This is a genomic window from Bradymonas sediminis (genome assembly GCF_003258315.1).
In the GTDB taxonomy this organism is placed as follows: Bacteria; Myxococcota_A; Bradymonadia; order Bradymonadales; family Bradymonadaceae; genus Bradymonas; species Bradymonas sediminis.
On record NZ_CP030032.1, the window covers coordinates 4,353,022 to 4,370,933 of the forward strand.

Annotated in this window: 14 protein-coding genes; 5 read left to right on the forward strand and 9 right to left on the reverse strand. The window is 61.2% G+C overall.

What is annotated here, in order from left to right:
- Positions 1-40: 40 nt before the first annotated feature.
- Complete coding sequence (locus tag DN745_RS16435; RefSeq protein ID WP_111336498.1) at positions 41-532, forward strand: tetratricopeptide repeat protein; 492 nt, start codon at positions 41-43, stop codon at positions 530-532.
- Positions 533-567: 35 nt separating this feature from the next.
- Here DN745_RS16435 and DN745_RS16440 read toward each other — a convergent pair whose 3' ends face one another.
- The 4 genes from DN745_RS16440 to DN745_RS16455 form a co-directional block, all read right to left on the reverse strand.
- Positions 568-2,556, reverse strand: coding sequence for a dynamin family protein (locus DN745_RS16440; protein ID WP_111336500.1), 1,989 nt, complete (start codon positions 2,554-2,556; stop codon positions 568-570).
- Positions 2,557-2,619: 63 nt separating this feature from the next.
- The gene (locus DN745_RS16445; RefSeq protein WP_111336502.1) at positions 2,620-3,498 is read right to left on the reverse strand and encodes a M48 family metallopeptidase; all 879 of its coding nucleotides are present in this window, start codon (positions 3,496-3,498) and stop codon (positions 2,620-2,622) included.
- Between the two features lie 135 nt (positions 3,499-3,633).
- On the reverse strand, positions 3,634-3,993 hold the full coding sequence (locus DN745_RS16450; RefSeq protein ID WP_133621929.1) for a hypothetical protein: 360 nt from the start codon (positions 3,991-3,993) through the stop codon (positions 3,634-3,636).
- A 125-nt stretch (positions 3,994-4,118) separates the two neighbouring features.
- Entirely contained in the window at positions 4,119-5,753 is a 1,635-nt protein-coding gene (locus DN745_RS16455; RefSeq protein WP_111336506.1) for an FHA domain-containing protein, read from the reverse strand.
- Positions 5,754-5,966: 213 nt separating this feature from the next.
- Here DN745_RS16455 and DN745_RS16460 point away from each other — a divergent pair, with 213 nt between their 5' ends.
- The 3 genes from DN745_RS16460 to DN745_RS16470 all read left to right on the forward strand — a co-directional run bounded on the left by DN745_RS16460 (position 5,967) and on the right by DN745_RS16470 (position 9,560).
- The gene (locus DN745_RS16460) at positions 5,967-6,527 is read left to right on the forward strand and encodes a hypothetical protein (RefSeq protein ID WP_111336508.1); all 561 of its coding nucleotides are present in this window, start codon (positions 5,967-5,969) and stop codon (positions 6,525-6,527) included.
- 66 nt (positions 6,528-6,593) lie between these two features.
- Entirely contained in the window at positions 6,594-7,004 is a 411-nt protein-coding gene (locus DN745_RS16465; RefSeq protein ID WP_111336510.1) for a hypothetical protein, read from the forward strand.
- Between the two features lie 591 nt (positions 7,005-7,595).
- Positions 7,596-9,560 carry a glycyl radical enzyme family protein gene (locus DN745_RS16470; RefSeq protein WP_111336512.1) on the forward strand — a complete coding sequence of 655 codons (1,965 nt, stop codon included), beginning with the start codon at positions 7,596-7,598 and terminating at the stop codon, positions 9,558-9,560.
- A gap of 96 nt (positions 9,561-9,656) precedes the next feature.
- Here the strand turns inward: DN745_RS16470 and DN745_RS16475 are convergent, their stop codons facing one another.
- Both DN745_RS16475 and DN745_RS16480 read right to left on the reverse strand, forming a co-directional pair.
- A complete protein-coding gene (locus tag DN745_RS16475) occupies positions 9,657-9,929 on the reverse strand; it encodes a hypothetical protein (RefSeq protein WP_133621928.1) in 273 nt (90 codons plus the stop codon).
- Positions 9,930-10,172: 243 nt separating this feature from the next.
- Positions 10,173-10,547: a hypothetical protein gene (locus DN745_RS16480; protein ID WP_111336516.1), complete on the reverse strand. Its 375-nt coding sequence runs from the start codon at positions 10,545-10,547 to the stop codon at positions 10,173-10,175.
- A gap of 927 nt (positions 10,548-11,474) precedes the next feature.
- On the opposite strand from DN745_RS16480, the gene rho reads away from it, so the two are divergent.
- A complete protein-coding gene (gene rho, locus DN745_RS16485; RefSeq protein WP_162687737.1) occupies positions 11,475-12,323 on the forward strand; it encodes a transcription termination factor Rho in 849 nt (282 codons plus the stop codon).
- A gap of 660 nt (positions 12,324-12,983) precedes the next feature.
- On the opposite strand, the gene thrC is transcribed toward rho, so the two are convergent.
- From thrC to thrA, 3 genes are all read right to left on the reverse strand, one after another.
- Positions 12,984-14,315: a threonine synthase gene (gene thrC / locus DN745_RS16490; protein ID WP_111336520.1), complete on the reverse strand. Its 1,332-nt coding sequence runs from the start codon at positions 14,313-14,315 to the stop codon at positions 12,984-12,986.
- Between the two features lie 6 nt (positions 14,316-14,321).
- On the reverse strand, positions 14,322-15,284 hold the full coding sequence (locus tag DN745_RS16495; protein WP_162687738.1) for a homoserine kinase: 963 nt from the start codon (positions 15,282-15,284) through the stop codon (positions 14,322-14,324).
- Between the two features lie 89 nt (positions 15,285-15,373).
- A complete protein-coding gene (gene thrA, locus DN745_RS16500) occupies positions 15,374-17,866 on the reverse strand; it encodes a bifunctional aspartate kinase/homoserine dehydrogenase I (RefSeq protein ID WP_111336522.1) in 2,493 nt (830 codons plus the stop codon).
- Positions 17,867-17,912: the final 46 nt, after the last annotated feature.

A 17,912-nucleotide genomic window follows, 5' to 3' on the forward strand; every position in this document is an offset into this window, starting at 1 on the left:
CCGAACGCATTCATCGAAACTCCAAGCCTACGAGAAGATAATGAAAGACAACAACGCTCACGAAGAGAATCAAACCGAAAACTCACTGCGACATACCCCCGACGCGGTTGTCGCCCAACTCGAAGCCGCCGCCGTTAAATTATACGGCCAAAAGAAGCTCGGCCGGGCGCGCGGCTACCTCGAGCAACTGGTCGTGATGCGCCCCGAGAACGCCAAGTATTGGGCGCTCCTGGGCGTCATCTGGCGGCGCCAAAAGCAACGCGGCGCCGCGCTCAAATGCCTCAAGCGCGCCGCCGAATTGGATCCCACTGATTTTAATACGCTGGTGAACCTCGGTGAGACGCTGGTCGAGGTGGGCCAGGTCCCCGCAGGCGTGGAGCTTCTGCGCGCGGTCTTCGACGAGGGCTTCGACCCCTCGAAGTCGCCCGAAGAACAGGACGAGATGACGATTCGAAGCGGCGCGATGCTCGAGTTTATCCAAAAATCACTGCGCGCCTATGTCGACTCCGAAAAAGACGAGGCCCAGGCATAACCCCAGGCCTTTAAAGACGCGTCGCCGCGGCGGACTTAATCGGCCGCGGCGGCCTCTTTTTGCAGCTTCGCCCGGCTCGAGCTGAGCAACCCGGCGACCCGACGCGTCGACTTCAGGCTGGCGTCGACCTCGGCGACCAATTCGCCGCGGTCGCGCTCGCTGGCCACGTCGGTCTGCACCTGCGCCAGGACCTCCTGGATCTGGCTATAGAGCCGGTCACCGGCGCTCTCAACGAACTTCTCAAGCTTGGAACCATAGTCGTGGATCACGCGGAGCAGCTCTTCCTCCACATTCGCGCCGACCTCGGCGATGACGCGACCGCCCTCATCGCGGGCCCGCTCCTTAAGCTTGGCGTCGATCTTTCCCTTTAGGAAGAAGGCCAGAATCGGCGCGGTGAGCGTCAAAAGCCCGCCGACCAGCGCGTTGGCGAAGATCCACACCGACACCCCCAGCGTCCCGAGCGCGAAGACGCCCACGTCGTAGGCGATGGTGTCGATCTCGAGGTCGAGCTGGTCGCCCAGCCCCAACTCCTGGCGCAGCATCCCAACCGTCTCGCGCATCGACTCGTTGGTGATCTCGATGACCTCTTCGGCCAGCGCTTCGAGCTTCTGGGCGATCTTATTGCCCTCGGCCTCCAGCCATTCCTTGAAGGAATCCTGCACCCAGGTGGCCAGATAAAGCTTGATGTCGCGCGCCTCGGCCCGCTCAATCTGCTGGGGCAGCGTGGTCTTAAATTCGTCGACGAACGTGCGCAGGTTATGACGCGCGGTCGCCGCGATGCCGCCGATGCTCTCGTTGATATGGTCGATATTCTCGGCGATCAACTGACGCGACTGCTCCAGCTTCAACTCCACGCGCTGAATGCGCTTCTCCAGCTCATCTTTTTCGAGCAGATAACCCTGCTTTTTGATCGCCAGGTTTTGCTCCAGCAACCCGGCGATCCGAAGCCCGCCTCCCAGCGCGCTATCGAGCAGGATCAGCGCCTTATTCTTGCGCAAAAACCCGAGCAGATACTCCCTAAATTTCGTAAACTCAGCCGGCGGCGCCGCCCCATTTTGCTGGGCTATAAGCGCTTCGCGCCCCGAAAACGCGAAGAGCTCGACCGGCCCGATCAGCGCCTTGAGTCGCTCGCGCGCGTAAGTCTCGACCTCGCGAAGATCTTCGGCGCTCAGCGCGTCGGTCTTGCCCAACACGAAGATAATGCGGTCGCGATTGGCCTTAAGCAGTCGGTCCTTGATGAACGTCACTTCGCTCTTCTTCAGCACCTGGGTCGCGTCGAGCACATAGAGGATAACGTCGGCCTTGGGCACATAGCCGTAGGTAATCTCGACCTTCTGGCGCGAGATGTCGTTCACCCCGGGCGTGTCGACCAGAACCAGCGAGTCGGCCAGCAGCTCGTTGGGGTATTGAATCTCGACGTACTCGGGCTCCACGCCCGAGTTCTCTTCGTGTTTGATGGCCGCGCCCATCTTGTCGTAGGCGACCGAAGTGCGCCCGCCGTCGCGCGGCGCCTGGATCTCGGCGCGCGCCTCCTCTCCGTACACAAGATGCGTAATCACCGCCGTGGTCGGGGTGATCCCGGTGGGCAAGATCTCCTCGCCGAGCAACGCGTTGACCACCGTCGATTTGCCGTGATTGAACTCGCCGAGCACCACCACCGACATGCGCCCGTCTTTAAACGCCGGGATGCGCTCGGTGCGGACCTCGCGCGCCAATTGATTCAGCCCGCTCTCCTCCGAGATCTCGGCCAGCTCGACCAGCATATCCTCGACATGCTCCCGGCTCACCGCAAGAATCGGCGAGGTCGGTTTAGCGGGAGATTTAATGGGGGATTTGGACTCGGACTTCGGCGGCTCGTTGACCTCGGCGCCAGCTTTGGCGACTTCGGGCTTCGCCGCCTCCGGCGTCGCCACCGCCTCCGGCTCCACACGCTCACGCTCCTCGCGCGATTTACCCAGAACAATATGGGGCGTCGTGTCTTCGTGGTCGGTCTTCTTGGGTTCGTTCTCTTTGGAGTCGCTCATGAGTTCAATCGCCGTTTTCGGAGTTTTAAGGGCGTTATTTTAGGGTGCAACCAGCGGGTGCGCTCACATGACCTTGATCAACTTCTCAACTTCGCGGTCCACCTCGTCGAGGCTTCGCCCGCCTCGGTCGCCAATATAATGGCGAAAATACTCGCTCTGGGCGAAGAGCTTGGCCGCCTGAATGCGCTTGGGAAGATAGGGGTGGGTCTCGAAATATTCCTTGAAGCGGCCCACGCCGTCCTGCACGCCTTCGAGCTGGGAGAGATACTCCTCGAGGTCGAGCTCGTCGAAGAGCTTCTTGCTCCCCAGCGCAAGCCTAAGCATCGCGTTGATGGCGGCGTCTTCGCTGCCCGCGCAGATCATCCCTGCCCGGTCACACGTGATCTCGCCGCGCCGGCTCCACGCGTTCAACGCCACCGTCGCCGGCACCACCGCGTATTTGACCATGCTGATGGCGCCGTTGCGCAGAAACTCGGCCGCCGTGCGGTAAACAACATGATTATTCTGAATATGCCCGCACTCGTGGCCGATCACGAACTTCAACTCCTCGTCCTCAAAGCGGTCGATCAGCGAAGAGGTGATGACGATAAACGACTCCTCATCGGTGCCGTAGGTGCCCGCGTTGATATTCGGATTTTGCGAGACATAGACCGTGGGGACCGGGATGCTCAGCGTCTCGGAGCACTCCACCACCGTGTCGTAGAGCGCGGGGAATTGGCGCGGGCTGATGCGCACGCTGCTGCCGAGGAGTTCGTTTTTTTGGAAGGATTTCCAAAAGCGCACCGATGAGCGCGCCACCAGGCTCACCGGCCGGGCGCGCTGGAGTTGGCGCAGCACGCGGATATCGCCGGCGAAGGCATATTCGCCAAAACCCGTCTTCTCCTCGCGCCCGCTGCGCGGGCTTTTCTTCTGATCGACATATTTGAGAAAATCGAAATCCATGCCCGCTCCAGCCAAAGAATATTCTATTCGGGACGCTATAATTATCCGGAAGCTAGTCACGGATTCAAATTTGAACACGCGATCGCCCCCCGGATATTGGATATCGAGGCCGCTGGCCCCAACGCTGCGCCGAACTTATTTCGAGACGATCTCGTAGAACTGCGTCGAACTTCCGCCGGCCTCGGTCGCCTCAAGGCTCACCACGAAATCGCCCTTGCAGGACATCGGCGCCTCGGAGGCGGGCGGACTCCAGGTGAAGATGAGGTCCGCGTCGGGGTCCTCCAGCGTGATCAGCACCGAGTTGATGCTCCCCTTCACCGAGAGCAACTCACGATTCGGGTCGCTGACCTGGACCTGGACTCGCTCGACGATCAACCCCTCATCGCTGCTCGAAGACTGGGCACACACGATCTGCAGGTCCGAGAATTCCGGGGTCTCAATGGGCTCGTCGCCACACGCGCTCAACGCCAGCAGCGCCGCGCAAAGGGAGGTCAAGATAGTAGCATTCAATTTATTAATTGGCATCGTCTATTGCATCCTAAACTTTAGATTCAAAAAGCATCTTCGATAAATTTCGCCCGCGCGCGCAAAGCCACGCGCGCCTGAGTCAAACACCCAGATCAGTCGAGCAATTCCAGCGCGCCCTGCAGCGTCTTCTTCGGGTCCGTCTCGCGGATGGCCGATTGCAGGCGGATGCGGTCGACGGTCGACAGCGGGTCGAGATCGGCGCGCATAATCGCGTCGGTCAGCCGCTCCAGCGCGCCGAGGCGCTCGCGCAATTGCTCCACGCGCTCGGCCTGCAACTCGGACGCCCCAGCCGGCGGCGCCTCGGCCGCCTGCGCCTCCAATTCGGCGACGCGCGCCTGGGCCGCGGCGAGGTCCGCTTGAAGCCGCTCGACCATCTCGGGGTCGCCCTCTTTGCTGCGACGACGCTCCAATTGCACGCGCTGCTTCAGCCCCTGCACCTCGGCGCGCAGGTCCTCGCAGAGCTGCTCAGCCTGCGCCAGGTCGGCACGAACCCCCTCCAGTTCCTGGCGCGCAGGTTCGGCCACGGCCAGCGCCTGCTCAGCCTCTTCGAGCGCCTGCTTCGCCTGGGCAAGCTCTTCCTGCGTGCTCGCGTAGACCTTTCGAAGCGCGGCGTTGACGTCGCGCTGGGCGTCGAATTCCAGGCGAAGATCGGCGTTTCGCCGCTCATATTCGCTGAGCAATCGCTTGCCCTTCTCGAGCTCTTCTTGCAGCGAGTCCGCGTCGACCTCGGGCATATTCGCGACCTGCGCGCGCAGGCGATCGACCTGGGTTTCCAGCGCCGCGACCTGCGTGTCGCGCGCGCCCAATTCACCCTTCACTCGCCCGACGGCATCGCTGAGTTCGGCCTTCTCGGCCTGCGCCGCGTCCAACTGCGACTGCAGCGCATCGACGCGCGCCTGCACTGCCTCCAACTCGGCCGGGTCCGCGCCGCTGGCCTGCGCGCGCTGCTGCTCAAGCTCCGCGCTCTTGGCGTCGAGCGCCTCGAGCAGGCCCACATTCTCCTCCTGAAGCTCGGCCAACTGCTGCTTGGCCGCCTCGACTTCGGACTGGGCAAGCTGGGTGCTCTGCTCAAACCGGCGGTTAAGCTCGTCGAGCTGCGACTGCAGATCGGTGATCTCGAAGGTCTGGCGCGAGGCGAGGTCCTCGATGGACTGCTTCTCCTGGCGCAGGCGCGCGAGCTCATCGTCGGCGTCGAACCCCTGGGAAATCCGCGCCGGCTGCGGGCTCAGATGCTGCTGCTGCTGCACAGGCGCCTGGGCAATCTCGACCGCGCTTAGCTCGTCGAGGCCCATCTCGCTGAAATCAACGCCCGCCTCCATGGGGGCGTTGGCCGTCTGGCGCGCCGCGCCCACGCCAACCGGCTGGCCGCCCACCTGCGGCGCGCTCATCTGGCCGCCGACCGTCGGGTCGTCAGCGGGCAGATCGCTGAGCGTAAAGTGGACGATAAAATCGCCGCACCAGATCTCATCGCCGTCCTCGAGGCGCTCATGGCTGATCTCGAAGCGCTGGTCATCCTCGATCAACCAGGTGCCGTTGGAGCTGTTGAGGTCGGTGACCTCAAAGGTGCCCTCGACATAGCTAAACTCGGCATGGCGCCGCGACACCGACTGACGACTGGTGCGAATCGAACAGTCCGACGCGCGCCCAAGTCTCACCATCGGTTGATCGGGGCCCAGATAGACCGAGCGCTCCTGATTTGACGAATCTGTATAGATTAATCTGGCCACAGACACGGCTCCTGAAACATTCGACAAAATAACTCAACTTACCTGCGGGCATACTAGCCCCGTTGAGACCAAAAGGTCAATTTAGGCAAGCGCGCGCCGATCGGCCGCCCGGCGACTCGCCGCCGGGCACCGCGTGTCTATTATCTTAAGGGGACTCGCGGGCGGATGCACGCCCGCCGGCTATTATCTTCATGCCTTCATGGGGTTCGCGCGGTGAATAACAACACAGAAGTCGACGATTCGGTACTTCAGGTCCACAGCTTCGAGTTGCCCCTCACGCTTGAAGAGCTTGAGTGGAGCGGGATCCTCGGCAAGACGGGGCTGGGGTGGAAATTAATCACCTGGATGCAGTCGCTGGCGGCGCCCTATTTCGAGCTCGCCCCGCTCTACGTGGCCCCGAAAGGGCGCAACCAGGTGATCTCCTTCGAGGTCGAAGGCGTCGAGCACCAGATCGTACTCGAGTTTAATTACGGACTGACCGCGACGCTCTTAAGCGCGGTGCGCGAGGTCATAAACGGCACCAATCACGCGCTTAAATGCGCGCAAGTCGGCTGCCGTTTCGTGCTTGAGCGCGAATTATGCGCGGGAAATCGAAGCTATTACCGACTGATCCTGGCCCCGCAGGAGTGGCTGGCCGAGCTGGGCCGCTCGCTCAACCTGGTCGCCGGCATCTCACCGGAGGATTACGAGCGCGACATGCTCGCCCCCGGTCGCCACCTTCACCTGAGAGACCTGCGATTCTCTGACCCCATGGAGCCCCGCTCCCTGCGCTGACCCTCGCAGCCACGCTCTTCCGACACGCGCGCCCTTCTCCTTCATCCGTATTCCCAGGAGATCACCATGGAAAACGAACGCCAAGACCTCGAATCCCGCTACGCTGTCGAGCTTGCCCAAGGGTACGCGGTGCTCGCGCGCATGAGCGGCTTCCAAGAAGACACCGCCCCCAACACCGGCAATGTCGACGACGAGATCATGCTCAACGCCGTCTACGGCGGCTCCGCCTCCCCCGAGCACCTGGGCCCCTACACGGTCTATCAGGTCGACTGGCTCGATGAGCTGCCCGACGAAGACCAAAGTGAGGACGCCCTGCGGGTGCTCAGCGCTACCAATCGCGAGCGCATCGCCGGCGAGCCGGCCGAGGCATTCCAGCGCTACCTCGACGACCAATTCAAGGGCTGGGTCTATCATCATGAGCGCGGCGAACTCTATGTGATCGCCGATCAGAGCGAAGACGATGACGCCGGACTTTAGGCCGCGTCGGCCCTCCATCCTTCACGATCGCCTCGCGCGCGAGGCGATCGTCGGCGCCACGATTCGATCGACCGCATTCTACCGGCATTTGCCCCGGTTTTTGCCCCGATTGCCCTCGATTACGTCCCCCCGCGTGGCGGCGGGTGAGCAAAAATATTTTCCCCCGCTAAGCCATGATATTTGTTGGACTTTCGAAGAGCATCGCGCAGACATTTCAAAAACGCGGTTTACAAATGCATTCCACTATATATAGTGGGCCGCAAATCAGGCACACCCCAAGATGTTGTGGTTTGGGCCATTCACTCCGGCTGAACCTGGTGCCGATTTATGCCTTATTTATCGCTCATTTACGTGATTTCTTCACAAGAAATTCACAGGCTTAATTTAGACCTTTGAGGGGCCGCGCCCCCCGCTCATTCACCCAATATTTGTGCCCGTTGTTTAGGTCGTCATCTTGCCGTCGTGCGACACGCCGGCCCACGACTTCAGGGCCACCTGGGCTGAGAGAGTGCTGGAGAGCGCCGCGCGCTCCGCTGAATAACACACCGTATTTAGTCACTCGTATTTTTCGCTTCACCAAGGAAAGTGGTCATGATTATCGACGTCAAACGCTGGGGTTTCTTCCAATTGGACTCACGCTTTCTCGACGAGTATCGAGAGCGCCCGGTCAACTGGGGATTCGGAGACCTCTCCTGGGTCACCTATAAACGCACCTATAGCCGCGATGGCGAGGACTGGTGGCAAACCTGCCAGCGGGTCATCGAGGGGATGTTCACGATTCAGCGCGTCCATTGCCTGGAGCGCGGGCTGCCGTGGGACGAGGAGAAGGCGCACGGGTTTGCGTGCAAAGCCTATGACCGCCTCTTCCAATTCAAGTGGACCCCGCCCGGGCGCGGCCTGTGGATGATGGGCAGCGACTATATCTATGAGCGCGGCGGCGCAGCGCTGAATAACTGCGGCTTCATCTCGACCAAAGAGATTGACCGCAACTTCTCGCGCCCCTTCGCCTGGATGTTCGGCATGTCGATGCTCGGCGTGGGCGTGGGCTTTGACACCAAGGGCGCGGGCAAGCGCGAGATCGTGCGCCCCGAGCGCAACGACGACAATTTCGTCATCCATGACAGCCGCGAAGGTTGGGCCGACGCCCTCACCTGCCTGCTGGACGCCTATGTCGGCGAGGGCAGCCTGCCGGCGACCTGGGACTACTCGCAGGTGCGCAAAAAAGGCGCCGAGATCAAATCCTTCGGCGGCGTGGCCAGCGGCCCGGCCCCCTTGCAGAAGATGCTCGAGACCCTCGACGCGCTGCTGAGCACCTATGTCGGAAAAAAGGTCGACAGCCGCCTGATCGTCGACACCATGAATATCACCGGGCGCTGCGTGGTCAGCGGCGGCGTGCGTCGCACCGCGCAGATCGCGTTCGGCGAGCCGGACGACCAGGAATTCCTGGACCTGAAGATGGACATGGAGAAGGTCAGCGCGTGGCGCTGGGCGTCGAACAACTCCATCTCGGCCAAAGTCGGCATGGACTACTCCGACGTCGCCAAGCGCACCGCGGTCAACGGGGAGCCCGGCTACCTCTGGCTCGACAACGCCCGCGCGTTCGGCCGCATGAAAGACCCGGCCGACTGGAAGGACGAGCGCGCCGAGGGCTCGAACCCCTGCGTCGAGCAGACCCTCTGGGACAAGGAACTCTGCTGCCTGGTCGAGACCTACCCGGCCCACCACGACAGCTTCGAGGACTTCAAAGAGACGCTGCGCGTCGCCTACCAATACGCCAAGACCGTCACGCTGATTCAGACCCACGACGCCGGCACCAACGCGGTCATGCTTAGAAACCGGCGCATCGGTTGCTCGATGACCGGCATCGTCCAGGCCATCAACAAGCACGGGTACCGCAACTTCTTCAACTGGTGCGACGAGGGCTACGGGTATATCCAATATCTGGATAAAAAATACTCGGACTGGCTGTGCATCCCGCGCTCCATCAAGACCACCAGCGTCAAGCCAAGCGGCACCGTGTCGCTGCTGGCCGGCGCCACGCCGGGCGTCCACTGGGACCACGCGCCCTACTATATCCGGCGCGTGCGCGTTCAAGCCGGGCATGACCTCATCGATATCTGCCGCGAAGCCGGCTACCATATCGAAGAAGATCACTACTCCGACAACACCATGGTCATCTCTTTCCCGACCAAGGTTCAGTCGCTGGACCGTCGCAAAAACGAGGTCAGCCTGCGCGAGAAGATCGACTTGGCCGCGCAGGTCCAATATTATTGGGCCGACAACCAGGTGAGCTGCACCGCCGAGTTTGACCCGGAGACCGAGGCCGATGAGATCCCGCAGATCCTCGCCGCCTACGAGACCCGCCTCAAAGGCATCTCCTTCTTGCCGATGAGCAACCACGGCTATGTCCAGGCGCCCTATGAGGCGATCAGCGAGGAGAAATACAACGAGCTGATGGAGGGAATCACGCCGCTTAAACAGGGTCCCTCCGGCACCCTGGCCCACGACCAGGACGACAAGTTCTGCTCGGGCATCGCCTGCGAGGTCAAACTCTAAGTAGCAGCGCGAGCGAGGTTACATAAAAACGCCCCGGCCGATTCGAATCGGCCGGGGCGTTTTTATGTGCACCTCATCGCATCGCTTCGCCGGGTATCAGGCCGGGGTCTTCACGAAGCGGCCCAGGCCGCTGAGCAGGCCCAGCGCGATCAACGTAAAGCCGAGCACGCCAACCAGAAGCCCCGGCTCGCCGCGCATCGCCTGGGTGATCCCCCACACGGCGCCGACGACCCCCAGGCCCCCGAAGACCGCGGCCCAGATGAGCTTGGCAATGCCGCGGCCCGCCGGGTCGAGGTCATCGTTTGGGAAGTCGATACCAGTCTCCCCGATCGAACGTCTCTGAAGTTTGTGCATACCTGACTCGCTCATCGCCTATACTTCCTTACCGCACACACGAGACCGGCGGCCTGGCAGGAAAGAAAAACTTCGGGGGCGCCAACAATCGCCTTGATGGTCAAGAAGCTAAACACCTGCGCGCGTATCTCCACAACGTAGCTTTATGACAATCATCGAGGTAGGCCCAAACGCACAAAACCCGCTGATAAATCAGCAGGCTTCATAACGTTCTCTCAAATTGAGCCCGGCCGGGAGGCCGCGCGAGCAGGCCCGAGCTCAGCCCACCAATTCGATATGCGGACGATAATAGACGTCGCGGATGATCTCGACGGTGCGCTCCAAGAAGGCGATCAGGGACTCGATCGGGAGTTCTTCGATCGGCTCTTCGACCTGGCCGTAGTTATTGATCGGGCCGTTCTTGATGGTCAGACCTTCGAGACCTTCGACGAATTTATTCGCCTCTTCGCGCTGCTCGTCGGTGATATTTTTGCTGGGGTGATGCTTGATATGCAGGAAGACTTCGCCGCGGGTGTTGAGGTCCATCACCGCGTAGCGCAACGAGCCGTAACGCACGTTAAAGCCGCCGGCTTTGCCGCCGCCCACATTAAAATCGCATCCGAGATCGCGCGCAGCCATGATGGTTTCGGTCATCAACCGCCGCCGCTCGGGTCCGCCTTTTCGTTCTGCTTTTTCGAGAATATCTAAAGTATCCAACGTGCGCCTCCTTAGGGAGCCCAAATAATAGTCGCCAAGACCGTACCTGAGAACACCGGGTTTATCAATATGCGTCTGAGCTCCGGCGGAGCTCAGACGCCCGTTTTTTTATATATGCAGCAGCTCAGCTTTGAGAAATAAAAATCAGCGTCGCAATCTCGACCGATTCAGGGTCCGGGTCGATGAACGGGCGCACAAGCGCCCGGGCGTGAGATTGTCGTTCGGCTAAATGACGAGCGAACTCCCTGCAGAATACACCACCTTGTCACGGATTCCCGGCAACCCAGAGGCTGACCGCTCCTGTTACACATGGAAGGCGCGCAAATCAACCCGCTCGGCTCAAACTCAGCCAGATTGCCCGCCGATTGAGATATCCGGGCGCGCCGGGCCGGCATTTTAATAGGATCTCAACACATTTTGTGGCGCGCGAGGCTGGCAAACAAATCGGAGGTGTGCCAGTGTGGTGGGCGTTGGGTCGGCCGCGCTACGCGAGACAGGCTTGCTGCCTCTGCCGATAAGACATCCTAATACAAAGTGAGAGTGTGCCGAAAAGTCCTGAGACTTCCGCGTACACGGCCTTATCATTAAGGCAACTACGCGACCCCTTCAGTCCCGGGTCCTTCCTCGCGTTGTAGGATGCACCGAACAACCTTAATCTCATACTCAAGACCGACAACGCTCTACGGCCCGCATTTTTTTTGCTGATATTCGTATCGCCGGGCTCGCCCTATCGCGACAGGACCGTTGTTTCGCACGACATTCAAACGACATCAAAAAAAGAAAATTGGTATGGCAAGACGCAGAAAGCGCCGACGCGGAAGTAAGCAACCCAAAGTTAATAAGCTCAAACGCTTAACAGAGCGCTTGGCTGACTATACCCCGATTCAACCGGCGGAGCGCATCAAGCTGGAGACCGGGCCCAAGGATATCACCGGCAGGCTGATCGACCTGATCGCCCCGATCGGCAAGGGCCAGCGGGTCCTGGTGACCAGCCCGCCCAAAGCGGGCAAAACGACCATCCTGCAGACCATTTCGCGGGCGGTGCACAAAAATCACCCCGAGATCTACCAGGTCGCCCTGCTGATCGATGAGCGCCCGGAAGAAGCGACCGACTTCAGGCGCAATATCCCGGCCAAGGTCGAAGCCTCGACCACCGACAGCACCCCCGAGCAGCATGTGCGCCTGGCCGAAAAGGTCTTCGCCGACGCGCTCGAAAAATTGCTCGACGGCGAAGACGTCCTGATCCTGCTCGACTCGATCACCCGCCTGGCGCGCGCCTATAATACGACCAACCGAAGCGGCAACGGCCGCACGCTCTCCGGCGGCATCACCGCCGGCGCGCTGGACCGCCCTCGCCAATTATTCGGCGCCGCGCGCAACCTGGAAGAAGCCGGCAGCCTGACCATCGTGGCGACCGCGCTCATCGACACCGGCAGCCGCATGGATGACGTGATCTTCCACGAATTCAAAGGCACCGGTAACTCGGAGCTGGTGCTCGACCGCGAATTGGCCAACCGCCGCCTCTTCCCGGCCGTCGACCTCGCCGCCTCCGGCACCCGTCGCGAGCTTGACCTGATGAGCCCGGTCGAGGGCAAGCGCGTCCCCGATCTTCGCCGACGCCTGGCCGATATGAGCCAGCAAGAGTCGCTGAGCTGGTTCCTCAAACGCATCAAGCGCACCCAGAATAACCTGGAGTTGCTCGGCTCGTTCTAAGCGACTCGGCTGAAATGATTGCACTCACCGCGGGCGCGGCGCCTCCTCCATGGGCGCCGCGCTCGCCGCGTTTTCACTGCAATTTTACAGACTTAGGGTAAAAATTATTGCTGGCGGGGAATGAAAGCTCGGTGATGGCTTGTTCATAATTACACAAGCGGCGAGCAGGTTGAGTCCTGCAGCCGGCCCGAGTTAACCGCCCGGGTGGAGACGCGCACAGGGCGCGTCGAGGCGAATCAGTATGGGGCGCATACGGATTCGTGGCGACTTGGGAGTCGCGTAATATTGTGCCCAGGAACAGGAGGTGATCCAGTGCATAGATATAAAATAAACAGTCCGGCTGGTGAGGTGGTGTTCTCTCGGAGAAGGACGCTTTCTTAAAGCTGAAGTCCTGGTTCGTGTTATCCGCTCGGGGCAGTTCTTTCCGGATAACGCACTCGACGTCGATACCCTCATCAACGTCGATTACCAGCGGTGAATGACCGTCTCACGGTCACTCTCCGAGGAAATCCCAGGACACTACCGCTCCCCGCATGGCTTCCGGTACAGTCGGGCCGGAGAAGACCTTCGAGCAGCCATGCGGGGATTTTTTTATCCTCGTTTTGCCCTTCTTTTTATCCCACGCCTAAATATTGAACCCGTTCGCTGCGCGCCCGCGCGTCAGCTCAAAGCCGCCTTCAGGGCATCGAGCGTCGGGTCGATCGTGCTCGAATAATCAGGCTTATCAAGCAATTGGGCGAGCTGCGCGGGGAGGTCGACCTTTCGGCCGATCAGCGGCTCGACGATGGTGTCGAATTTCGCAGGATGCGCCGTGGATACGACCACCCAATGCCCGCCATTTTGCGCGCCGGCCTCATTCTCGGCGGCGAGTTGCTCACGCGCCGCGATCCCGCAGGCGGTGTGCGGATCAAAAACCTCGCCCCAATCCTGCGGACCGGCCTTGATGGTCGCGCTGATGGTCGCGTCGTCGACCTGAATCGCGCGAATCTTTTTGCGAAGCGTCTCCACGTCCGGCCAAAGATCGCGCAAGCGCTCCATATTGCTCGGGTCGCCGACGTCCATCGCGTTCGCCAGCGTCGGCACCGTATCAAACCCGCGATATTCGCCGGTCTCCAGATAATGGGTGACCGGGCGATTCTCATTGACCGCCAATACCACCTCACCGATCGGGACGCCGCACTCGCGCGCGTACACGCAGGCCATCATATTGCCGAGGTTCCCGGAGGGGATGATGAAGTTGGGCGCGACGCCGTGGCGGCGCAAATGCCACAGTGATGCCGCCGCGTAATAGGTCATCTGCGGCAATAGACGCCCGATATTGATGCTATTGGCCGAGGTGAGGTTCATCGCATCGCGCCAGGCATCGTCGGCGAAGGCTTCCTTCACCATCCGCTGGCAATCATCGAAAACACCGCGCACCCCAAATGTGCGGACATTGCCATCCCAGCAGGTCAATTGCTTCTGCTGAAGCGGTGAGACCTTGCCCTCCGGATAGAGGACGACGACGTTGAGGTTCGGCTTATTATGGAAGGCGGCGGCGACCGCCCCGCCCGTGTCGCCCGAGGTCGCGACCAGCACCGTCAATGGCTTATCAGCGCCCTTATTCAGCCGCGACATACACGCGGCGAGGAAGCCCGCGCCGATATCCTTAAACGCAGCGGTCGGGCCGTGGAAAAGCTCAAGCAGCGCGGTCTGCGCGCCGGCTTTGGCCAGCGCGGGCGGCATCGTCTCAAGGCCGACCAACTTCACGTCAAAACCAAAGGTCTCGTCGCATATCTGTGGCAAAGAGTCCGCCAACCGATCGCCCTCCAAAAACGGCGCGAGCAAATCATGGGCGATCTGGCGGATATGATTGCGACCGTCAAAATCATGCGCTCCAAAGCGCCCAAAATGCTCCGGCACGTAGAGGCCGCCGTCGGCGGCCAAACCGTTGATAAGCGCCTCAGAAAACGACAGGCGGTGGTCGGGGTTACGGGTGCTGATATATTTCATCACGATTTAACCTTCCTCAACGATGGAGGCACCGGGGCAGTTAAGCGAGGAGATCCAGGCCGACGACTCAACACTTGCGCCGGCGAAAGCTGCGCGCATCGCGTCGCGCACCGCCTCGGCGTCGGCCTGATTTTTAACCCACGCGAAAACGCTGGGGCCCGCGCCCGAGATCGAGCATCCCAACGCGCCATTACTCAGCGCCGCCTGGCGCACCTGGCTAAACCCGGGGATCAGCGGCGCGCGATGCGGCTCGATCAACAGATCCTGCAAGGAGTTACGAATCAACTCCGTGTCGCCCATAAAGCAACCCGACAGAAATCCGGCAAGATTCGCCGACTGCTGCACGAAGGTCGACAGCGGCAGGTCCTTTGGGATTACCTGACGCGCATTGCGGGTATCGATGCGATGCTCCGGATGCACGAGCACGCAGCAGATTTCGTCGGGAACCGGGATCTGCACGACGTCGATGGGCTCAAGCGAACGCGTCAGCGTCAGGCCGCCATAAAGGCTCGGCGTGACGTTATCGCCGTGCACATCGCCGCTGGCCACTGACTCGCCGAGCAGCGCGTAGCTCAGGATTTCGGTGCGCAATAATTTGCCCCCCACAAACGCATTGGCCGCGACGATCGCCGCGACCGCGGACGCCGCCGATCCGCCCATGCCGGAGCCCAGCGGAATGCCCTTGTCGATCTCAACGCGAAGCCCAAAGGGCAGCCCGAAGTCTGCCAAAAACTGCACCAGGCCGACCGTCGCGGTATTCTCGTCCGCCCCGCGCGGAAGATCGGTCACGACCCCGCGGATATCCGAGATCTCCACGCCCCGCTGCTCGGTGCGATGCAGCGTGACGGTGTCCCCGATGGTGTCGAGCGCAAACCCCAAGATATCAAAGCCAACTGCGACGTTTCCGACCGTCGCGGGAGCGAAGGCGGTCACCTTTTGGGGGATGTTTTGAGCTTCGGATGCGTGCATATATCTTCTCTGCGATGGAACAAATCTGAGGCATTGAGGCCGAACTCCACAGGCTTCGGCCCCACCCTGGGAGGCGTCTATCCTCCGGCCTACATCGGCGCGCCAACATAAGCCGCAAGCCTCAACAGGTCGGCAAAGATCCCGCCCGCCGTGACCCCCGGACCCGCGCCAGGGCCCTGCACGATCAACGGATTCTGGCTATAGCGTCGGGTACGGAACTCGACGATATTATCGGTTAGGTGAATCCTAGCAAAAGCGTGGTCTTTATCATATTCGCGAAGTTGGACCGTGGCCTTGCCCTCGCGGGTCACCGAGCCAACAAAGCGCAACACCTTGCCGGCGTCCCGCGCCTTTTGCAGGCGGCTGGCAAGCTCGGCGTCATAGGCGGGCACGGCCGCCATAAACTCCTCGGTGCTCCCCTTCTCGAGTCCCTCGGGCACCAGGCTCTCGACCTCAACATCCGAAAGCTCGATCGTCAGCCCCATCTCGCGGGCCAAGATCACGACCTTACGGGCGACATCCATGCCCGAGAGGTCCTCGCGCGGGTCCGGCTCGGTATAGCCAAGCTTCTTCGCCTCGCTCAAAATATGCGAAAACGGTCGCTCGCCATTAAAGGCGTTGAATAGATAGGAAAGCGTGCCCGAAAAGATCCCCTCGATCTGGGTGATCTCGTCACCGGTCCTTATGAGATCGCGCAGCGTCTGCACGATCGGCAAGCCCGCGCCCACCGTGGTCTCGTAGAGGTGATATCGACCCGATGCCTTCAGGCGACGATAATACTCCATCGACGCCGTATTGGCCTTCTTATTGGGCGTGATCACGTGAATGCCGCGCTCCATCCACTCGGCGTATTTGCCGGCGATCGCGTCGCTCGCCGTGCAGTCGATCAGCACCGCGTGGGGGTGATAATCGGTCTGGATATGGTCGACGAAGGCGTCGAGTTCGGCGTCGACGGCGTCGGCTTCAAGCACCTCGGCCCAATCCTCCAGCGCGATACGCCCTTCTTCGAGGAGCATCTTTCGATTGCCGATGATGCCACGCACGCGGATATCGATATGGTCGTTATCGCGGAGACGATCGACCTGCTCGGCCAGTTGATTAAGCAAGGTCGCGCCGACGTTGCCCGGCCCGATGATGCCGACCGACAGGGTTTGGTTCGACAGATAGAACCCGGAATGCGCCGCGCGAAGCGCGCGCGTGGCGTCTTTCTGGTCGACGACCACCGAGATATTTCGCTCCGAAGATCCCTGGGCGATCGCGCGAATATTGACGCCGGCCTTGCCCAGCGCGCCAAAGAAGGTCGCCGCCACGCCGGTGATGCCTGCCATCTTATCGCCGACCACGGCGAGGATGCTGCAATTCGGGGTGACCTCGACGGTCTGAATTTGCCCCTGGTGCAGCGCGGCGAAGAAGCCCTGGCGCACCGCGTCTTTGACGAGCATGGCCTGAGCCTGCGGGACCGCGAAGCAAATCGAGTGCTCGGAGCTTGCCTGCGAGATCATCGTGACCGACACGCCCGCCTCGCGCAGCACCCCGAAGAGCCGGTGCGCGATGCCCGGGACGCCGATCATGCCGGTGCCCTCGACGTTGACCAGCGCGACCTCGTCGACCGTGGCGAAGCCCTTCACGCTCGGCGCGGGTCCGCCCTCCACGACCTCTTCGGGCAGGTGAATGCGCGTACCCGCCAGCTCGGAGCGAAAGGTGTTGCGGATAAAGATCGGGATCGACTTCTTGACCGCCGGCGCCATCGTGCGCGGATGAATCACACCCGCGCCAAAATAAGCGAGCTCCATCGCCTCTTTATAGGAGAGCGCGTCGAGCACATGCGCGTCGGGGACCTGCCGCGGATTCGCGCTCATCACGCCATCGACGTCGGTCCAGATATGAATGGCCTGCGCGTCGAGCAGCGAGGCGAAGATCGACGCCGAGAAGTCACTGCCGTTTCGCCCCAGCGTGGTCGGAATCCCCTCGGGATTGGTGGCGATAAAGCCTGTAATGACCAGATAATCGACATCGCGTGAGCCCATCCAGGCGCGCAATAGCTCGCCCGAGCGCTCCCAATCGATCTGCGGCCCCATCTCACCCGGCGACACGCGCAAGGCTTCGCGCGCGTCGAGCCAATCGACCGACACTTCCTGCGCGGCCAGCACCCCGCAGAGCACCTGGGCCGACCAGAGCTCGCCGTAGCCCGAGATGAGCTCGACCACGGTCTCCGAGGCAGTCCCGAGCAGCCAAACCGCGCGCAGCACATCTTCGATATCGCGAAAATCATCTTTGAGCCGCGACTCCAACGCCAACGCCTTATCGGCCGGCAGCAGCGCCTCGATCAGCGCGAACTCATCTTCTTTTAGCGCGTCCAAGCGTCGCCGATAGGCGCTGTCACGCGCGCGCGCCAGATCAACCAGCTCGATCAAACGATTGGTGACGCCGCCCATCGCCGAGACCACGACCGCCTTTTTCGGCGCGGATTGCTGCTGAATGACCTCAGCGACCAGTCGATAGCGCTCGGCGTTGGCCAGCGATGAACCACCGAATTTATGAACAGCCCAATTCCCAACCGTCGCATTACTCACAGGCGTCATCCCTTTTTCTAATCCGCACAATTACTTAAAAAAATCGCTGCATCAT

What these genes read in the sequence shown, in the direction of transcription:
- DN745_RS16435 (WP_111336498.1), top strand. Translation starts at nt 41, where the DNA reads ATGAAAGACAACAACGCTCACGAAGAGAATCAAACCGAAAACTCACTG.
- DN745_RS16440 (WP_111336500.1), bottom strand. Translation starts at nt 2,556, where the DNA reads ATGAGCGACTCCAAAGAGAACGAACCCAAGAAGACCGACCACGAAGAC.
- DN745_RS16445 (WP_111336502.1), bottom strand. Translation starts at nt 3,498, where the DNA reads ATGGATTTCGATTTTCTCAAATATGTCGATCAGAAGAAAAGCCCGCGC.
- DN745_RS16465 (WP_111336510.1), top strand. Translation starts at nt 6,594, where the DNA reads ATGGAAAACGAACGCCAAGACCTCGAATCCCGCTACGCTGTCGAGCTT.
- DN745_RS16470 (WP_111336512.1), top strand. Translation starts at nt 7,596, where the DNA reads ATGATTATCGACGTCAAACGCTGGGGTTTCTTCCAATTGGACTCACGC.
- DN745_RS16475 (WP_133621928.1), bottom strand. Translation starts at nt 9,929, where the DNA reads ATGAGCGAGTCAGGTATGCACAAACTTCAGAGACGTTCGATCGGGGAG.
- DN745_RS16480 (WP_111336516.1), bottom strand. Translation starts at nt 10,547, where the DNA reads ATGACCGAAACCATCATGGCTGCGCGCGATCTCGGATGCGATTTTAAT.
- thrC (WP_111336520.1), bottom strand. Translation starts at nt 14,315, where the DNA reads ATGAAATATATCAGCACCCGTAACCCCGACCACCGCCTGTCGTTTTCT.
- DN745_RS16495 (WP_162687738.1), bottom strand. Translation starts at nt 15,284, where the DNA reads ATGCACGCATCCGAAGCTCAAAACATCCCCCAAAAGGTGACCGCCTTC.
- thrA (WP_111336522.1), bottom strand. Translation starts at nt 17,866, where the DNA reads ATGACGCCTGTGAGTAATGCGACGGTTGGGAATTGGGCTGTTCATAAA.